Below are 18345 nucleotides of genomic sequence, written 5' to 3'. Positions count from 1 at the left end.
CCCGCCCGCCCGGCATCCGCTTCGGCGGCGCGTGCCGGATCCGCCGTCCGGCCGCACGGCTTCCCGGAGGCATTCCGGTAAGCCTCCGGTAAGCACCGCGGCGATTTCCGCACCGCCCGGGCGCGAATGCCTCGACGGCGACGCCGTGGAGCGCCAAAACTTAACGTTGAGCCTCGAATCTGGTCCCGCGAGGGTGCCGGGATGCCAGCGGTCGGAACGTTCAGGGTCTGCGAGCCGGGAAGGCTGCCGCTCACGGAGGCCGTGGGGGAGGCTGTGGCGGAGGCGATCGCCCTGCCATCGGTGCTCGTCACGATGCTGGGCAGCCTGATCGAGGCTTGGCCCCGGCAGATCTATACACAACCCCTGGTGACAACGCGCTTCCTCGGCCAGCGCACCACCTACGTCTGCGACCCCGGACACATCCGCAGCCTGCTGGTCGATCAGGCCGAGGCGCTGGAGCGCGAGCCGTTCATGCTGCGGGCCCTCGCGCCCGCCCTCGGCTCGGGCGTCCTCACCGCGGACGGTTCCCACTGGCGGGGGCAGCGCAGGACCGCCAGCCCGATGTTCCGCCCGGACCGGGTCCGGAGCTTCGTGCCGGCCATGGCCCGGGCCGCCGCGGCGACGCGGACGCGCTGGCATGGCGCCGATCCGGCCGGGGCGGAGCGGGACGTCCTGCACGAGATGATGCGCACCACCTTCGAGGTGATCGTCGCCACGATGGTGTCGGGCGATCCCCATCTGGAGGTCGAGCCGTTCGGGCGCGCGATGGACGCCTATCTCGGCCAGACCAGCTGGAAGATCGCCCTCGCGATGCTGCGCGCCCCGGCCTGGGTCCCGCATCCCGGGGCCCGGGGGGGCGCGGCCGCGGTGCGCCACCTGCGCGGCGAGGTCGCCCGGACGATCGCGCGCCGCCGGGCGCGCGGCGAGCCCGGCACCGACCTCCTCGGCCTCCTGCTGGAGGCGCGGGATCCGGAGACCGGACAGCCGCTCCCCGAGGCGCGCGTCGTCGACAACCTGCTGACCTTCGTGGCCGCGGGCCACGAGACCACCGCCCTGGCGCTGGCCTGGACCCTCCGGGTCCTGGCGGAACACCCGGAGGTGGAGGCGCGCGTCGTCGCCGAGATGGCGCAGCTCGGCGACGATCCCGCCGCCGATCCCGAGGCCGCGGACCGGTTGCCCTACACCCGCCAAGTGCTCCTCGAGGTGATGCGCCTCTATCCGCCGGCGCCGCTGATCGTGCGGCGGACCCGGGCGCCGGTCCGGCTCGGGGACAGGGTCGTGCCGGCCGGGCAATCGGTCCATGTGCCGGTCTACGCCCTGCACCGGCATGCCCTGCTCTGGGACAGGCCGGAGGTGTTCGATCCGGATCGCTTCGCCCCCGAGCGGGCCGCCGCGCGCGACCGCTACGCCTACCTGCCGTTCGGAGCCGGCCCGCGGGTGTGCATCGGCATGAGCCTCGCCCTGACCGAGTGCCTCGTCATCCTGGCGACGCTGCTGCCCGCCTTCCGCTTCAGACCGGTCACCCGGGCGATGCCCGCGACGCAGTTCCGCGTGACGCTGCGGCCCAAGGGCGGCCTGACGATGAGGGTCGAGCCCCGCCATGTCGCGTGAGACGTCCGCCGCGGCGGCCGGCCCGGCCGGCGGGCCCGATCCGGCCCGGCGGTCGCGGCGCCGGACGGGATCGCTGCTCGGCCGCCTCCGCGGCCCCGACACGGTCGACGCGCTGCCGAACCGCTACCGGCTGCAGGTGCGCACCGGGCTCCTCGACGAGACGCTGAAGCTCGCCACCTACTCGGCGGTGACGCACCTGATCATCGCGCTGGCCGTCACGTACTTTTTCTGGGGCTCGGCCTCGCACACCTATCTTCTCGGCCTGCTCGCCGTGGTCGCGGCGCTGATCACGGCAACGACCTACACGACCTGGCTCTACTGGCGCGCCTATGCCGGCACCGCGTCCGAACGCAGCGTCCGGTGGGGCTGCCGGATCTCGGCAGGGCTGGCCTTCGCCCTGGGCCTCGCCTGGGCGACCATGCCGGTCGTGCTGTTCACCCCCTGCAGCAGCGAGGAGCGGCTGCTCGTCGTCGCCATCGTGGCGGGCCTGATCTCGGACGCCTACGTGGTCGGGCCGCTCCTGTCGGTCTCGTACCTGTTCGCGGTCCCGGTCATCGTCGGCAGCTTCGTCGGGCTCGCCCGGTCCGGGGAGCCGATCGCGCTCAGCATCGGTTTCCTGCTCGCCGTCTACGCGGTGTTCGTGGTGACGAGCGTGCGCCGCATGAGCCGCCTGTCCTGCCAGCGCATCCTGGACCGGGTGCGCGTCGAGGATCAGAGCGAGACGATCGGTCTGCTGCTCAACGCCTTCGAGGCGAATGCCAGCGACTGGCTCTGGGAGACGGACGAGACCGGGCAGTTCCAGCACGTCTCCACCCGGATGGCGGATGTCCTGGCCCGCCCGGTGGAGACGCTCCAGCACGCCCGGTTCCAGGCCCTGCTCGCCGGGCGGGGGGAGGCGCCGATCGAGGCCGATCAGAGCGCCGACCTGCTGGAGCGCCTCCGCGGGGGCACCTCCTTCCACCAGCTCCTGATCGCCGTCGACACGCCGGCCGGCCGGCGCTGGCTCCGGCTCAGCGGCAAGCCCTTCCTCGACCAGGGAGGGCGCTTCGCAGGCTTCCGGGGCGTCGGCTCGGACATGACGGAGGCCCGCCGGACGGAAGCGCACATCGCCTTCCTGGCGACGCGGGACCCGATGACGGGCCTGTCGAACCGGGTCATGTTCCACGCGGTCGCATCGGAGGCCTGCGCGGCAGCGGTCGCGCAGGGGCCGGCCCCGGTGGTCAGCCTGCTCTACCTCGACCTCGACGGCTTCAAGACCGTCAACGACAGCATCGGCCACGCCGCCGGCGATGCCCTGCTGGGGCAGGTCGGCGATCGCCTGCGCGCCCTGCTCCCGGCCGACGCGCAGGCGTTCCGCCTCGGGGGCGACGAGTTCGCGATCCTGCAGCGCGGCCGGGATGCCGCGGCGGCGCAGGCCCTGGCCGAAGCCATCATCGGGGCCCTGCGCGAGCCCTACCTCATCGACGGCGTCCGGGCGGAGATCGGCGTCAGTATCGGGATCGCCTGCGCGCCCGCGGACGCGACCGATCCCGAGGATCTGCTCCGGAAGGCGGATCTCGCGCTCTACAGCGCCAAGGAGGCCGGCAAGGGGCGCTGGCGGGACTTCGACAGCGGCCTGGAAGTGCGCGTGCAGCGCCGGCGCGAACTCGACGAGGCGATGCGCCACGCCCTCGCCGACGGTGAGATGACGTTGCACTACCAGCCGCTCGTGAGCCTGCAGGACGGCCACGTGGTGGGCTGCGAGGCGCTGCTGCGCTGGACCCGGCCGGGCCTCGGTCCCGTTTCGCCCGCCGAGCTGATCCCGATCGCCGAGGGAACGGGCTTCGTGGTCACGATCGGGCGCTGGGCCCTGCGGCGGGCCTGCACGGAGGCGCTGACCTGGCCGGCAAGCCTGCGCGTCGCCGTCAACATCTCGTCGGTCCATTTCCGCCGGCCCGACTTCTTCGCCGACGTCGCGGCGGTCCTGGCCGAGACCGGCCTGGCGGCGAACCGCCTCGAGATCGAGATCACCGAGTCGATCTTCCTGGCCAACACGCCGCACGTGCTGGACAATCTCCGCTCCCTGCGGGCGCTCGGGGTGCGGATCGCCCTCGACGATTTCGGGACGGGGTATTCCTCCTTGAGCTACCTGACGCAGTTCCCGGTCGACAAGATCAAGATCGACCGCGCCTTCGTCCGCGACCTGAGCAGCCGCCCCGAATGCCTGACGGTGATCGCGGCCATCATGGTCATCGCCCGCGACCTGGGCATCGACGTCACGGTCGAGGGCGTCGAGACCGAGCAGCAGGCCGAACTGCTCCGGCTGCGGCGCTGCGACAGCGCGCAGGGCTTCCTCTACAGCCCGGCCCGGCCGCCCGGGGAGATCCCCGGCCTGATCGAGCGCATACGGATCGCGTGCGCGCCGCGCACGGCCGCTCCGGCGGAGCAGACCGTCCGCGCGGTCGCCTGAAGGAGCGCCGGAATCGTCCCGGCCGCGTCGCGGGCGGGGACGGATGCGTGTTGCCACGCGCCCGGGAACGGCTCTAGCGGGGGGCGACCACGCGGAACCGGGGAACAGGCGCGCCATGCCCAAGGTCGTCATCAGCGAATTCATGGACCCTGCGGCGATCGCCGCCGACCTGTCGGGCTTCGACACCCTGTACGATCCCGGACTCGTCGACCGGCCCGAGGCACTCGCCGCCGCCGTGGCGGAGGCCGACGCCCTGATCGTGCGCAACCGGACGCAGGTCCGCGGCGCGCTGCTCGCAGGTGCCCGACGCCTCCGGATCGTCGGGCGTCTCGGGGTCGGCCTCGACAACATCGACGTTCCGGCCTGCCGGGCGCGGGGGATCACGGTCCAGCCGGCGACGGGCGCCAATGACGGCGCGGTCGCCGAGTACGTCGTCGCCACCGCGCTGCTGCTGCTGCGCGGGGCCTATGGGGCGAGCGAGGCGGTCGCGGCGGGGACGTGGCCGCGCAACGCCCTGATGGGGCGCGAGATCGCCGGCAAGCGCCTCGGGCTCGTGGGCTTCGGATCGATCGCCCGGGAGACCGCCCGCCGCGCCGCTGCCCTCGGCATGGCGATCGCGGCCCATGACCCGTTCCTGGCCGCCGAGGATCCGGCCTGGACGCCCCCATACGGTCCGGTGCGGCGCCGGGATCTGGAGGCGCTGATCGCGGAGAGCGACGTGCTCTCCCTGCACGTCCCGCTCACCGCGGAGACCCGCGGCCTGATCGACGCGACCGCCCTCGCCCGGATGCCCGCGGGCGCCGTGCTGATCAACGCCGCCCGGGGCGGCATCGTCGACGAGGCCGCGGTGGCGGCCGCCCTGCGGTCCGGGCATCTCGGCGGCGCGGCCCTCGACGTGTTCGACCGCGAGCCCCTCGACGCCGCGGCCGGCGCCCCGTTCGCGGGCGTGCCGAACCTGATCCTCACGCCCCACATCGCCGGGGTGACGCAGGAATCGAACGTCCGGGTCTCGGCCGTCATCGCCGCGGCGGTGCGCCGGCATCTCACGCAGGGCTGAACGCGGGGGGATCTGGGCCTTTCGCCCGGCGCAGGCTATCCCATGGATCCGGCGCCGCGCGACCGAGGCTGTCGGGGCAGACCGGGAGGGAGCAGGGGATGACCGATCCGGCACGACGGGCCTTCCTGAAGAGCGCCGCGCTCGGTGCCCTGGCGGCGGGAAGCGGCCTGCGGCCCGCCTGGGCCGGAGAGGACGCGCAGCTGCCCTTCGGCAACGGCGAGCGTCCGCTCGTCGCCTATCCGGGCAAGCGGCCGCTGCTGCAGACCACCGCCCGGCCGCCCCAGCTGGAGACGCCGTTCGCGGTCTTCGACGAGGGCGCGATCACGCCGAACGACGCCTTCTTCGTCCGCTACCACCTCGCCGACATCCCCCTGGAGATCGACCCGGAGGCGTTCCGGCTGACCGTGGGCGGCCATGTGGAGCGACCCGTCGCGCTGTCGCTGTCGGAGCTGAAGGCGCTGCCGGGCCGGACCGAGATCGTGGCGGTCAACCAGTGCTCGGGCAATTCCCGCGGCTTCTTCGAGCCCCGGATGGCCGGCGGCCAGCTCGGCAACGGCGCCATGGGCTGCGCGCGGTGGACGGGGGTGCCGTTGAGAAGCGTGCTGGACCGGGCCGGCGTGAAGGCCGGGGCCGTACAGGTCGCCTTCAACGGGCTCGACCGGCCTGTGCTGCCCGAGACGCCGGACTTCGCCAAGGCGCTCACCCTCGACCAGGCCGGCGACGGCGCGGTGCTGCTCGCCTGGGGCATGAACGGCGAGGACCTGCCCTGGCTCAACGGCTACCCGCTCCGCCTCGTGGTGCCGGGTTATTACGGCACCTACTGGGTCAAGCACCTCGATACCGTCACGGTGCTGGACAAGCCCTTCGAGGGCTTCTTCATGAAGACCGCCTACCGCATCCCCGACAATCCCTGCGCCTGCACCGAGCCCGGCCAGGCGGCCGCCGCCACGGTGCCGATCGGGCGCCTCAACGTGCGGTCGTTCCTCACGAATCTGGCCGACGGCGCGCGCGTGACCGCCGGGCCGGTCTCACTGCGGGGCATCGCCTTCGACGGCGGCTCCGGCATCCGGACGGTCGCGGTCTCCACCGACGACGGCGCCACCTGGACCGAGGCCGCGCTCGGCCGGGATCTCGGCCCCTACGCGTTCCGGCCCTGGTCGCTCACGGCCGCGCTCACGCCGGGCGCCCACGCGATCCGGGTCCGGGCCACCGCCAACGACGGCAGCAGCCAGCCGACGGCGTCCCGCTGGAACCCGTCCGGCTACATGCGCAACGGCGTCGAGACCACCCGGGTGCAGGCGGCGTGAGCGCGAACGGGAGGACGAACGGGATGCGTATGCTTCTGCTCGGCGCGATGATCGGGGGCCTCACGGCCGGCTCGGCCTGGGCCGCGCCACGGACCTACGCGGTTCCGGACCCGACCGCGCAGCTGCGGCCGCCGAAGGCGGACAGCCTAGCTGCGGGCTACGAGGCGGCCCAGGCCAATTGCCAGACCTGCCACTCGGTGGACTACATCGCCACGCAGCCGCCCGGCCGCGGGAAGGCGTTCTGGGATGCCGAGGTGTCCAAGATGATCAAGGCCTACCACGCCCCGATCGAACAGGCCGATGCCGGCGCGATCGCCGCCTATCTGGCCGATACGTACTGAGAGGCCTGGAACGACGCCCCGGCCGGAAACCCGATCCGGGGTGTCAGCGCAGGGCGAGGGCCTGTGCGGCGTGCGTGGCGACGGCCTGAACGGCCGGAAGATCGTACGCGTAGACGCGACCGGCCAGGATCGCCAGGGCCAGCGTCCAGAACACCGCACCGCCGACGCGACGGGCCGTGCGGTCGCCGGCCGCGGTGGCCGGGCAGGCGCGGGCGACGCCGTCGGCGACGGGCTCGCCGAACGGATCGAAGGCCGGCGACTGGTTTTCGGAGGCGCTGCGCATGATGGCGAATGTCGCGCTCGGCCTGTCCCTTCGCAATGGACGCGTCTTTCGTATTTCTCTGTCCGGGGAGATGCTTGTTCTCTATCCGCCATCGGCGGCAAACAGGTTCTTCTCAGACCGCCGTTCCTGCCGCCGGAAGCGGCACATCTTCGTCTCCACAGGGCGCCGGCGCGGCCGGCCCCGGGCCGGCAGGGGTATGATAGGCCATGCGCTCCCGGCGTCCCCGCAGGGGCTCGCGGCTGACCTCGCGCCACGCCTCAACCGGGGCCCCGGCGGCGCGCCGCGCGGCCTCGGAGACCAGGATCGGGACACCGTGGAGCTTGGTCGCCTGTTCCAGGCGGGCGGCGACGTTGACCGCATCGCCCAGCACCGTGAACTCGTAGCGCGCCTCCTCGCCGATGATCCCGCAGAACACCTCGCCGTAATGGACGCCCACGCCGATGCGCACGGTCCCCGTGGGCCCGGCTCTGTCGGTCCAGCGGGCGATCACCGCGACGAGATCCTGGGCGAAGGCGAGGGCACGGGCGGCATCGTCGGACCTGGGCTCGGGCAGGCCGAACACCACCAGGGCACCGTCGCCGATGAACTTGTCGACCACCCCGCCCCGGAGGCGGGCGAGGCGCGTCACCCGCCGCCGGAAGGCGGACAGGAACTCGGAGAGCCGGTGCGGATCCAGGTTCTCGGCCAGAGTGGTCGAGCCGCGCATGTCGACGAACACGATGGCGGCCTGCTGGCGGCGGCCGGCCTTCAGGCTCCCGTCGCCGTCGGCGAGCCGCAGGACCAGCTCCTGCGGCAGGAACCGCGACAGCCGGTTGCGGCGGGTCGCCTCCCGCAGGGCCGAGACGGCGAACAGCACGAACAGGACGGCGAGGGCACCGACCATGATCCAGAGGGCGAGGGCGATCCGGGACACCGTCGCCTGCCGCCGCTCCATCCTGTCCGCCTCGTACGTCTCCATGCGGCGCACGCGGTCGCGGATCGCGTCCATCACCTGCTTGCCGCGTCCGTCCGCCACCGAGGTGTGGGCCGCGGCGCTGTCGCCGCCGCGCATCAGGGCGACGCTGGCACCGAGTTCGTCGAGCTTCTCGCGGATCAGGGCGGCCAGGGTGTCGAGTTCGGCCCTCTGGTCGGCGTCATCCTGGACGAGGTCGCGCAGCCAATCGAGCTGGCGGTCGACGTTCAGCCGGCCCTCGGTGAAGGGCAGCAGGAAGGCCTCGTCGCCGGTGAGCAGGTAGCCGCGCTGGCCGGTCTCGGCGTCCTGCACCGCCGACAGCACCCGGGCGAGGCGCCCGTCCACCGCCACGGTGTGGCGCACGGCGTCGATGCCGCGCTGCTGGTAGACGAAGGCGCCGAGCGCGATGGCGGTCATCACCAGGATCGTGGCGAAGCCCACCGTCATCCAGGTCACGGTGCGCGAGCGCAGGGATCGCTGCACCCGCGCCTCGACGCGGTCACGGACGGAGGCGACGTCCGGCGCGGCCTCGCTCCGGTCCGGCGCGGGCACGGTGGCGGGACCGGACATGTCAGGCCCCGCCCGCGCCGTGCAGCCGGACGGACCGCCCGATCCGCCCCCCGCCCTCGACCGCCTGCGTCCGGCAATCCGCGATGGTCGCCCGCGCGGTGTCGATGGCGACGGACGCCGCCGACAGGATCCGGGTGTCCGGCTCCCGCTCCCGGGCGTAGCGCACCACGTCCATGGCCAGCGCGTCGACCTCGACGGTGAGCGCCTCGATCGCCGCCGGGTCGCGCAGCGCCCGGGCCTGCCCGGCGATCTCCAGGAGCCGGTCCATGATCTCGTCGATGCGCTCCCGGCGCAGGCTGGCGAGTCGCTTCCGGATCCAGGCGAGCACCGAGACGAGGCCGCCCGCCAGCGCGCCCAGGAGGTAGAGGGTGTCGCCGTAGCGCTCGATGAAGCCGTGCTGGTCGCGCTCGTAATAGTCGATCGCGCCGGGATGGATCGGGATCCGGGCGCTGGTGGCGGCCACGGTCGTGTCGTAGGCCGGGGCCTGGACGTACTCGGCGGCGTCGGTGGAAAGCGCGGCGGCGCTGCGCTTCTCGAAGAGCTGCTGGGTCACGTCGGCCGCCACCACGCGGCTCAGGGAGGCCCGGGCCATCAGCCGGTACGAGGCGCCCACCGTCTTCACGTCGTCGGCCGGCAGCTTCGGGCGGCCGCCGAACAGGCCGCCCGGGACGGTGACCGCCTGGAGCCGCGGGAAGCGCTCGATCACCGCGCCGTCATCCTCAACGGCGACGAACGCCACCTTGCCGCCGCGGGCGACGCCCTGCACGGCCGAGACCAGGGCCAGCGCCTTGGGCGCCGAGGGGGCGATGATGCTGACGAAGGCGTCGATCCGCCTCTCGCGGAAGGCGCCGGCCACCGCCTCCTGATCGACCGGGACCAGCAGGACCGTCGAGTCCCGGGCCGGGCCGGCAGCCTCCTCCAGGGTGAGGCCGTAATAGCCGAGGAGGTTCCGGAGCAGCCAGAGATCGGCGTCCCGGTGCGCCGCGATGCCGAGACGCTTGCCGGCGAGCTTCGGGAAGCTCGTGATCCCGGCCTGCTCGGGCGAGGCGATGACCATCGCCTGGTCGCGCAGGATCGCCAGGGTCAGCCCGTTCGTCGGCAGCAGCACGTCGGGGCGGACCACCGCGAGGTCGGCCCGGCCGTCCTGCAGGGCGGCGGCGCTCTCGCGCACGTCGTCGAAGGACAGGATCTTCAGGCGGACATTCTCGTGGGCGGCCTCGAGCGCGTCCGCGTAGGCCTTGATCAGGCCGGGCTCGGTGCCGTCGCGGGGCGCGACCGCGATGGTCAGGACCGTCGCCTGGAGCAGGACCCACGCCGCGATCCCGCCCGCGCCCAGGAGGGCGGCGCCCGCCAGGAGAAGCATTTCCCGGCGCAGCAACCAGGCGGGCAGGCTCCACATCGGTCCGGATGCTCAGAACAGCGAGATCAGCACGATGCCGGCCACCATCACGGCGGCGCCGATCAGGCGCGGCGGGCCGGCCTTGACCTGCTTCATGCCGAACCAGCCGAAATGGTCCAGGGCCACCGAGGTCAGGAGGTTGGCGGTGATCAGCAGGCCGTTGAACGCCCCGGCCCCGACCTTGTCGACGAAGAGCAGCCCGGCGAACACCGCCACCGCCCCGGTGATCCCGGCGAGCGGCATCCACCAGCGAACGCCCGCGATGTCGTCCCGGGTCGGCAGCGGCGACGGCCGCAGCAGGAATATCAGGGCGAACACGAACACCACGGGCACGAACGACACCGTGGCGGCGAGCCAGGGGTTCTCCAGGGCGCCGCGGAGCTGCGCGTTCCAGACCACGCCGATCGCCATCAGGGCGCCGGCCACGAGGATGAACGGGTAGAGCAGCTTGCCCGACATCCCGTGCCCCTCGCCGTGGCCCTCGCCGCCGTCGCTCCTGCCCCCCGAGCGCGCGATGAAGATCACGCCCACGGCCATCAGCAGGCCGCCGAGCCAGGGCATCGGCTTGAAGCCCGCGGCCTGCAGGCCGAACAGGCCGAGCGCGTCCATCGCCAGGGAGGTGAGGATGTTGGCGGTGAGGGTCAGGCCGTTGAACGGCCCGGCGCCGACCTTGTCGATGAAAGCCAGCCCCCCGAACACCGCCACCGCGCCGGCCAGGCCGCCGAGGGGCGCGTACCAGGGCATCTTGCTCAAGCTGTCGAGGCTCGGCAGCGGCGTCGGCATCGTGAAGAACAGGGTCGTGAACACGAAGACGATCGGCAGGAACGACACCGTCGCGGCGAGCCACGGATTGACCATGCGGCCCCGCAGCTGCGCGTTCATGGCGTTGCCGATGGCCTGCAGCGCGCCCGCCACCAGGATGAAGGGATAGAGGAGGGCAGCCGTCACGCGCGGACCTTCGGGTTGGCGGGGGGAGGATCAGACGAGGAGCAGGCCGGCGAGCGCCAGCGCGAGGGCCGGCGGCATCACCAGCAGGCCGAGCTTGAGGAAGGTCCAGGCGCCGACATCCTGGCCCTCGCGCCGGATGGCGGTGAGCCAGAGGATCGTGGCGAGCGAGCCCGTCACCGACAGGTTCGGCCCGAGATCGACGCCGATCAGGATCGCGCCCGCGACCTTCTCGGGGACGTGGGCGGCCTGCACGGCGGCGCCCGCGATCAGGCCGGCCGGCAGGTTGTTGACGAGGTTGCACAGCACCGCGACCAGGCCGCCCGCCCCCCAGGCGGTGGCCTCCGGAGCGGCGTGGGCGTAGCCCTTGAGGAGGTCCGCCAGCATCGCCAGGACGCCGGTCTTCTCCAGCGCCTCCACCAGCACGAACAGGCCGGCCACCAACGGCAGCACGCTCCACGACACGTCCTTGGCCACCTCGACGAGGCCGCCGCGCTTGAGCAGCAGCACGACGATCGTGGTGGCGAGCCCGGCCACGAAGGTCGGCAGGCCGAGGTCGAGGCCGAGCGCCGAGGCGGCGATCAGCACGCCGCCGGTGGCCACGATGCCGATCCCCGCCACGAGGCCGGTGCGGGACAGCGACACGGCCTCGACGTCGGTGGCGACCTGCTGCCCGCGCAGGGTCTTCGCCTGGGTCAGCCGCAGCACCGCGTAGGTCGTCGCGATGGCCAGCAGCGAGGGCAGGGCGAACAGGCCGAGCCAGCGCACCAGCGGCGGCATGTGCTCGGCGAAGACCACGAGGTTCGCCGGGTTCGAGATCGGCAGCACGAAGCTCGCCGCGTTGGCGATGAAGGCGCAGATGAACAGGTAGGGGAGGGGGTTCTCCACCTTGGCGGCCTTGGTGGCCGCGTAGACGGCGGGCGTCAGCACCACCGCGCAGGCGTCGTTCGACAGGAACACCGTGACCACGGTGCCGACGAGATAGACCAGGGTGAACAGCCGCGTCGCCGAGCCCTTGGCGGCGCGCACGGCGATCGAGGCGAGCCAGTCGAACAGGCCCTCCTTCCGGGCTACCTCCGACATCAGCATCATGCCGACGAGGAACAGGTAGACGTCGGTCCCCTTCAGCACGCCGTCCCAGGCGGTGGCGGGGGCGAGCAGGCCGAGGGCCACGAGGGCGCCGGCGCCGAGCACGGCCCAGATCGCCTCCGGCCACGCGAACGGCCGCAGGATGACGCCGAGGGTGGCGAGCGCGGCGATCGCCCAGGTCGCGATATTGGGGGTCAGCGTCAGCGCGCCCATCGGGTCCGGTGGTCCTCTGGTGGAGTGGATCGTGCGGTGCGGTGTGCCGCGATTCGGGTGAGGCCGGCTACCAGGGCCGGCCGTTGCGGTTCGGGCCGAGCTGGTCGCCCCGAAGCCCCTTCTGCGGCCAGGCGGGAAGCCGGGTGGCGTCGCTGCCGGGGCGATCGGGCGCGGGCGGCGGGACGAAGCTCCGGCCCACGGGCTCGATCACCTCGGTATCGGCCTGCCCCGTGCCGTCCGTGACCGTGACCGCGAGGCGGCGGGCGCCCTCCGGCCAGGGAATGCGGGCATGGACGGTGCGCGGCCCGTCCGGCACCATCGCGTGGGGCCGCCCGTCATCGACGCGCACGCAGCAGCACCAGTCGCCCTGCGGCCTGTCCGACAGCACGAGGGCGCGCACGGAGATCCGGCCGTCCGCCATGGCGAGGGGCGCCGTGGCGAGGCGCCGGTCGGCGGGGCTCGTGATCATCACGAAGGGCAGCGCCCGGTCGAGGGGCTTGAACCGCCAGCTCGTGACCGGCCCGTCGATCGCCGCGACCGCGTAGCCCACCGAGCCGTCCTCGTTCTGGCCGACGGAGCGGGCCGCCGCGTAGAGGGTGCGCCCGTCCGGGGCGAGCTCGTTGTAGTGGGTGTGGCCCATCTCGACGAGGCGCACGCCGTGGTGGCGGATCAGGCCGGCCAGCGCCGCCTTCTCGTCGGGCACGCAGAGATCGTCCGGGTAGGTGTGGGTGAAGACCGCGCAGGGCCGGCCCTCCTCGTCGGCCCGGGCCAGCTCCTCGGCGAGCCAGGCGAGCTGGCAGGGGCCGAGCCGGAAGTCGAGGCCGAACCCCTTCCGGCCGTAGCCGGGGCTGACCATGTCGAGGAACAGGCAGCGCACGCCCGCGAACGTCTCGGCGAAGTAGTAATGCGTGACGGGGGCCGGGTCGTGCGGGCGCGGCAGGTCGTGGCGCCGCGCCGCGTGGCCGCCGCCGCGGGGGCTGCCCGCCACCGCGGCGAACAGGGCGTCGAAATCCGTCATCGTGCCGTGCTGGCGGTCGTGGTCGCCGGCGATCAGGCGCACCGGCAAGTCCGGGTGCCGGTGCAGGGCCTCGCGCAGGACCGCGTATTGCTCCGCCCGCCCGTCCTCGGCGAGATCGCCCGGGAGGTAGGCGAAGTCGAGGAGGCCGTGTCCGTGCAGCCCGTCCACCTCCGCGAGGATCGCCCGCAGGTCGGCGGCATGGGGGTCGGAACTCCGCTCCAGATGGAGATCGCCGACATGCGCGAAGGCGAAGACACCGTGATCTGCGGTCATGGCGCGCCCACGGGGCCGGACACGGCCGCGTGGGCCGCGCGCGCTCTGTCGTTCCCCTGCGCCATCATGCTCCCCGGACAGGCCAGCCCGCCCCGGCCGGGGATCGGCCGCGGTGGTCGCGACCGGCCCGACGTTTCGGACACGGCCGGGTTCCGGATTCGGGATGATGCCCGCGGTGGCGGGAGCCTACATTTTCGTGAGTCAGGGCCGTACGCGCCGTCGAGCCGGGAAAGTGTCGCGAAAACAGACACTCGATGTCTTCTCGCGCGACAGATCTGCGGGGATCGCCGTCGGCCGGGGACGCGGACGTCGGGCGCGGTCCCCAGGCTGTGCCGGCGTCGCCTGGGTGCCGCCCAACGGGGCACGGAATCCTCCCGCGCAGGCTCATCCCCCGGATCCAGGGCTATCGGTCGCGGCCTGTTCGCGGACGAACGCGGTCTTGGATGAGCCACGGTTCGTGCTCGATGACCGGTACGGTCCCGATCCGACGGGCACTGGTCCGGTCTCGTCCGAGACGAGGCTCGAGAGGCGCCGTACGGGATGCACGCAGCATCCGCATCCCCCTGACCGGGCCTTCCGGAGATCTTTCATGTCGCCAAACGATCATCTTTGGAATTTCGGATCGCGTTGAGCTGATCTAGACTTTCTCAAGAAGCTCATCCGGACAAGATTGTGCCTGTCGAATCGAGGGATCGCCCGCGCCTGCGCGTCGGATGTCGACCGTTGTCTCGCGGCTCCACATCCGGAATTGCCCGATCATTGCCCCGCCGGAGTCCTGCCCGATGAAGATCCTGCGTCTCCTCGCCGTCGCGGCGCTCTGCCTCGGCGCATCCTCCGCCGGGGCAGAGGCCCTCCGGATCGGCGTCGTGCCCGGGGCCTACGGCGATGCCGTCACGGTGGCGGCCCGGGAGGCCAAGGCGGAGGGCCTCGACGTGAAGGTGGTCGAGTTCAGCGACTGGACGACGCCCAACGTCGCGCTCGATGCCGGCGACATCGACGTGAACTTCTTCCAGCACCGCCCCTTCATGGAGAACGCGGCCAAGCAGAAGGGCTACGCGTTCGACATCGTCGGGCAGGGGATCCTGTCCAATATCGGCCTGTACTCCCTGAAGCATAAGCGCCTCGACGAGATCCCGGTGGGCGGGTCGGTGGCGCTCGCCAACGATCCGGTGAACCAGGGCCGCGGCCTGCTGCTCCTCCAGAAGGCCGGGCTGGTCAGGCTGAAGGACGGTGTCGGCTTCCTCGGCACCCTCGACGACATCGTCGAGAACCCGAAGACGCTGCGATTCACCGAGATCGAGGGACCGCAGCTCGCGCGGATCACCGGCGATGTCGATCTCGCGCAGGGCTATCCGCATTTCATCGTGGCGGCCGGAAGCTTCGACCCGACCAGCGGGCTGATCTATTCCGGCATCGAGGACAAGCTGTTCACGGTCAGCTTCGTCACCAAGACGGCCCGCAAGGACGACCCGGCGATCCGGAAGTTCGTGACCCTGTTTCAGAATTCAGACGCCGTGAAGCGGCAGATCCGCAAGTCCTTCGCCGACAGCGACAAGCTCTACCTGCTGGCGTGGCAGAACTGATGGTCGGCCTCGTCTTCGACAGCCTGCACACTCCGGGCACGCCGGTCGCGACCGGACGGCGGAGTCCGGGCGCCGCGGCCACCGCCCCAGGTCCGGCCGCAGGTCCGGCCGCAGCGCCCGGCCGGAGACCCGGCACGGTACGGTTCGAGGCGGTCTCCAAGACCTATCCGTCCGCCGCCGGACCGGTCCGCGCGCTCGACAGCGTCGACCTCGCCATTCCGGCGGGGGCGATCTTCGGCATCATCGGCCGCTCGGGGGCGGGCAAGTCGAGCCTCCTGCGCATGGTCAACCGGCTGGAGGCGCCCACCTCCGGCCGGGTTCTGGTCGACGGCGCCCCCGTCGATGCCCTCGACACCGACGGGCTCGTGGCCCTGCGCCGGCGCGTCGGCATGATCTTCCAGCACTTCAACCTGCTGGCGGCCAAGACCGTCCGGCAGAACGTGGCGCTGCCGCTGACGGTCGCGGGCGTCCCCAGAAGCGCGATCGGCCCGCGGGTCGCGGAGGCGCTGCGCCTCGTCGGCCTGGAGGACAAGGCCGACACCTACCCGTCGCGGCTCTCCGGCGGCCAGAAGCAGCGGGTCGGCATCGCCCGGGCCCTCGTGAGCGATCCGGAGATCCTGCTCTGCGACGAGGCGACCTCCGCCCTCGACCCGGAAACCACGCTGGCGATCCTCGACCTGCTGCGCGACATCAACCGGCGCCTGGGGATCACCATCATCCTGATCACCCACGAGATGCAGGTGATCCGCGAGATCTGCAGCGACGTGGTGGTGCTGGAACGGGGCCGGGTGGTCGAGACCGGGCCGGTCTGGCGCGTCTTCGGGGCGCCCGAGCACCCGACCACGCAGGCGCTGCTCGAACCGCTGACCCGCGGCCTGCCGCCGGATCTGGCGGACCGGCTGCAGCCGCTGCCGACACCCGGCGGATCCGCGATCCTGCGGATCACCTGGGCCGGGCAGGGGACGCCGGATCTCTCGGGCCTCGCCATGGCGGCCGGCACGCCGGTGCGCCTGCTCCAGGCCGGCATCGAGCGGATCCAGGGCCACGCGGTCGGCCGGATGCTGGTCGCCGTCCCGGGCGCGGATCCGGACGTGGAGGCGCGCCTGCGGGCGCTCGGCGGGGCCGTCGAGAGGCTCGGCTACGTCGCCCCGGAAGCGGAGGCGGGGTGAGGCGACGATGGGCCGCCTTCCCCGCGGACCCCGGCAGAGACTCCGCCGCGCAAGCGGTTCCCCCTCGAACCCACCGACCCGGAGCCCCGCATGACCCCGCAGATGATCGACCGCCTCTGGCAGGCCTTCCTCGACACCGGGCTCATGGTCGGGGTCTCGGCCGGGATCGCCGTGCTGGCCGGCCTGCCCCTGGCGCTGTTCCTCGTCATTTCCGGGCCCGGCGGCATCGTCCCGGCACCGGCGGCCAACCGGGTGGTCGGGGCCGTGGTCAACGGCTTCCGGGCCGTGCCGTTCATCGTGCTGCTGGTGGCGCTGATCCCGTTCACCCGGCTGGTGGCCGGCACCACCATCGGCGTCTGGGCGGCCATCGTGCCGCTCGCGGTGAGCGCCACCCCGTTCTTCGCCCGGATCGCCGAGGTCTCGCTGCGGGAGGTGGATGCCGGCCTGATCGAGGCCGCCCAGTCCATCGGCTGCCGACGCCGGCACATCCTCGCCCACGTGCTCCTGCCCGAGGCGCTGCCGGGGATCGTCGCGGGCTTCACCATCACGGTGGTGTCGATGATCGGCGCCTCCGCGATGGCCGGGGCGGTGGGCGCGGGCGGCCTCGGCGACGTCGCCATCCGGTACGGCTACCAGCGCTTCGACACCACCGTGATGATGGTGGTGATCGCGATCCTGATCGCCCTCGTGTGCGTGGTCCAGTTCGCGGGCGACACCGCGGTGCGGCGGCTCCGGGCCCGCTGACGGCCCCGCGCCCCGGCACGAGGCGGCCCGCACCCGAGGCCGCATCCCTGAGGCTGAACCCGTAAGCCTGCACCCATGAGCCTGCACCCATGAGCCTGGACATGGACGAATCCGTCGCCGACGGGGCGGCCGAGCCGATGCCCCCGCCGCCGTCGCCCCCGCACCGGATCGGATCCGACGCCGAGGCGATCGCGGCCGCACAGGCCGTGGCCCGGATCTTCGCGGCGGGCGCGGCCGAGCGCGACCGCGACCGGCGCCTGCCCTGGGGGGAGATCGCGGCCTTCACCGACAGCGGGCTCGGCGGCCTCACGGTGCCGCGGGCCCATGGCGGCGCGGAAGTCTCGTACGCGACGCTGGCCGAGGTGTTCACGATCCTGGCCGCCGCCGACGGCTCGGCGGCGCAGATCCCCCAGAACCAGTTCGGCGTCCTGGCGCTGGTCGCGGTCGCCGCCAGCCCCGCCCAGCAGGCGCGGATCTACCGCGACGTCCTCGCCGGCCACCGGATCGGCAATGCCGGCCCCGCCCGCAACGGCAAGGCGATCACCCGCGTGGAGACGCGGCTGACATCCGGGCCGGCGGGCCCGCGCCTGAGCGGCCACCGCTTCTATTCCACCGGCGCGCTCTTCGCCCACTGGATCCCGACCCGCGCGGTCGGCCCCGACGGAGGACCGCTCCTGGTCTTCGTGCGCCGGGACGCCCCGGGCGTGCGGGTCGTGGACGACTGGCAGGGCTTCGGCCAGCGCACCACGGCGAGCGGCAGCGTGATCTTCGAGAACGCCCCCGTCGAGGCGGATCTGACGATCGACCTCGCGCCCCTCGCCGGGCGCCCGGGCCTGTTCGGGCCGATCTCCCAGCTGATCCACGCGGCGATCGATGCCGGCCTCGCCCGGGGCGCGGTCGCCGCCGCCCTCGACTTCCTGCGCACCCGGACGCGGCCCTATCCCTTCACCGCCGAGACCGTCGCGGAGGATCCCCACATCCTCGGCGAGATCGGACGGCTCACGGTCGACCTCCACGCCGCCGAGGCGGTCCTGGCCCGGGCCGGCCGGACCCTGGACCGGATCGCCGCGGCCCCCGTCACCGCCCAGAGCGCGGCCGAGGCCTCGGTGGCGGTGGCGCAGGCGAAGATCCTCACCACCGAGGTCGCCCTGGAGGCCTCCGAGCGGCTGCTCGAACTCGCCGGCGCTTCGGCGACCCGCGACGGGTACAATCTCGGCCGGTTCTGGCGGGATGCCCGGGTCCATACCCTGCACGACCCCGTGCGCTGGAAGTACCACCTCCTCGGCAACCACGCCTTGAACGGCGTGCTGCCGGCCCGCCACCAGTGGAACTGAGGATCGGG

At 72.8% G+C, this 18345-nt stretch carries 15 protein-coding genes; 9 read left to right on the top strand and 6 right to left on the bottom strand.

Features of this window, described 5'->3' with window-relative positions; translation table 11 throughout:
• Positions 1 to 201: 201 nt before the first annotated feature.
• The 5 genes from ABC766_RS17965 (at position 202) to ABC766_RS17945 (ending at position 6765) form a co-directional block, all read left to right on the top strand.
• Complete coding sequence (locus ABC766_RS17965; protein ID WP_043759520.1) at positions 202 to 1611, top strand: cytochrome P450; 1410 nt, start codon at positions 202 to 204, stop codon at positions 1609 to 1611.
• Complete coding sequence (locus ABC766_RS17960; protein ID WP_345819158.1) at positions 1601 to 4060, top strand: putative bifunctional diguanylate cyclase/phosphodiesterase; 2460 nt, start codon at positions 1601 to 1603, stop codon at positions 4058 to 4060. Before ABC766_RS17965 ends, ABC766_RS17960 begins: the two co-directional genes overlap by 11 nt.
• A gap of 115 nt (positions 4061 to 4175) precedes the next feature.
• Positions 4176 to 5117 carry an NAD(P)-dependent oxidoreductase gene (locus tag ABC766_RS17955; RefSeq protein ID WP_043352342.1) on the top strand — a complete coding sequence of 314 codons (942 nt, stop codon included), beginning with the start codon at positions 4176 to 4178 and terminating at the stop codon, positions 5115 to 5117.
• 98 nt (positions 5118 to 5215) lie between these two features.
• Positions 5216 to 6424, top strand: a complete 1209-nt coding sequence (locus ABC766_RS17950; RefSeq protein ID WP_043759524.1) for a molybdopterin-dependent oxidoreductase — start codon at positions 5216 to 5218, stop codon at positions 6422 to 6424.
• A gap of 23 nt (positions 6425 to 6447) precedes the next feature.
• Positions 6448 to 6765, top strand: a complete 318-nt coding sequence (locus tag ABC766_RS17945; RefSeq protein ID WP_043386636.1) for a sulfite:cytochrome C oxidoreductase subunit B — start codon at positions 6448 to 6450, stop codon at positions 6763 to 6765.
• 43 nt (positions 6766 to 6808) lie between these two features.
• Here the strand turns inward: ABC766_RS17945 and ABC766_RS17940 are convergent, their stop codons facing one another.
• The 6 genes from ABC766_RS17940 to ABC766_RS17915 all read right to left on the bottom strand — a co-directional run bounded on the left by ABC766_RS17940 (position 6809) and on the right by ABC766_RS17915 (position 13507).
• On the bottom strand, positions 6809 to 7048 hold the full coding sequence (locus ABC766_RS17940) for a hypothetical protein (RefSeq protein WP_043386634.1): 240 nt from the start codon (positions 7046 to 7048) through the stop codon (positions 6809 to 6811).
• Positions 7049 to 7160: 112 nt separating this feature from the next.
• Complete coding sequence (locus ABC766_RS17935; protein WP_236961944.1) at positions 7161 to 8570, bottom strand: adenylate/guanylate cyclase domain-containing protein; 1410 nt, start codon at positions 8568 to 8570, stop codon at positions 7161 to 7163.
• A 1-nt stretch (position 8571) separates the two neighbouring features.
• Positions 8572 to 9969, bottom strand: a complete 1398-nt coding sequence (locus ABC766_RS17930) for a TAXI family TRAP transporter solute-binding subunit (protein WP_075380983.1) — start codon at positions 9967 to 9969, stop codon at positions 8572 to 8574.
• Positions 9970 to 9981: 12 nt separating this feature from the next.
• Complete coding sequence (locus tag ABC766_RS17925; protein ID WP_342142130.1) at positions 9982 to 10917, bottom strand: DMT family transporter; 936 nt, start codon at positions 10915 to 10917, stop codon at positions 9982 to 9984.
• Between the two features lie 30 nt (positions 10918 to 10947).
• Complete coding sequence (locus tag ABC766_RS17920) at positions 10948 to 12216, bottom strand: arsenic transporter (RefSeq protein ID WP_342142132.1); 1269 nt, start codon at positions 12214 to 12216, stop codon at positions 10948 to 10950.
• Between the two features lie 67 nt (positions 12217 to 12283).
• Complete coding sequence (locus tag ABC766_RS17915) at positions 12284 to 13507, bottom strand: metallophosphoesterase family protein (RefSeq protein WP_043352327.1); 1224 nt, start codon at positions 13505 to 13507, stop codon at positions 12284 to 12286.
• Positions 13508 to 14289: 782 nt separating this feature from the next.
• Between ABC766_RS17915 and ABC766_RS17910 the strand changes: the two genes are divergently transcribed.
• From ABC766_RS17910 to ABC766_RS17895, 4 genes are all read left to right on the top strand, one after another.
• The gene (locus tag ABC766_RS17910) at positions 14290 to 15090 is read left to right on the top strand and encodes a MetQ/NlpA family ABC transporter substrate-binding protein (protein WP_342142133.1); all 801 of its coding nucleotides are present in this window, start codon (positions 14290 to 14292) and stop codon (positions 15088 to 15090) included.
• A complete protein-coding gene (locus ABC766_RS17905; RefSeq protein WP_342142145.1) occupies positions 15090 to 16259 on the top strand; it encodes a methionine ABC transporter ATP-binding protein in 1170 nt (389 codons plus the stop codon). The genes ABC766_RS17910 and ABC766_RS17905 overlap by 1 nt, the downstream gene beginning before the upstream one ends.
• A gap of 90 nt (positions 16260 to 16349) precedes the next feature.
• Complete coding sequence (locus tag ABC766_RS17900; RefSeq protein WP_043352323.1) at positions 16350 to 17003, top strand: methionine ABC transporter permease; 654 nt, start codon at positions 16350 to 16352, stop codon at positions 17001 to 17003.
• Positions 17004 to 17092: 89 nt separating this feature from the next.
• Entirely contained in the window at positions 17093 to 18337 is a 1245-nt protein-coding gene (locus tag ABC766_RS17895; RefSeq protein WP_342142135.1) for an SfnB family sulfur acquisition oxidoreductase, read from the top strand.
• Positions 18338 to 18345: the final 8 nt, after the last annotated feature.

The sequence above is a fragment of the Methylobacterium fujisawaense genome (assembly GCF_039619325.1).
GTDB classification, from domain to species: domain Bacteria; phylum Pseudomonadota; class Alphaproteobacteria; order Rhizobiales; family Beijerinckiaceae; genus Methylobacterium; species Methylobacterium fujisawaense.
This window is presented reverse-complemented; position numbering and strand designations above follow the sequence as displayed.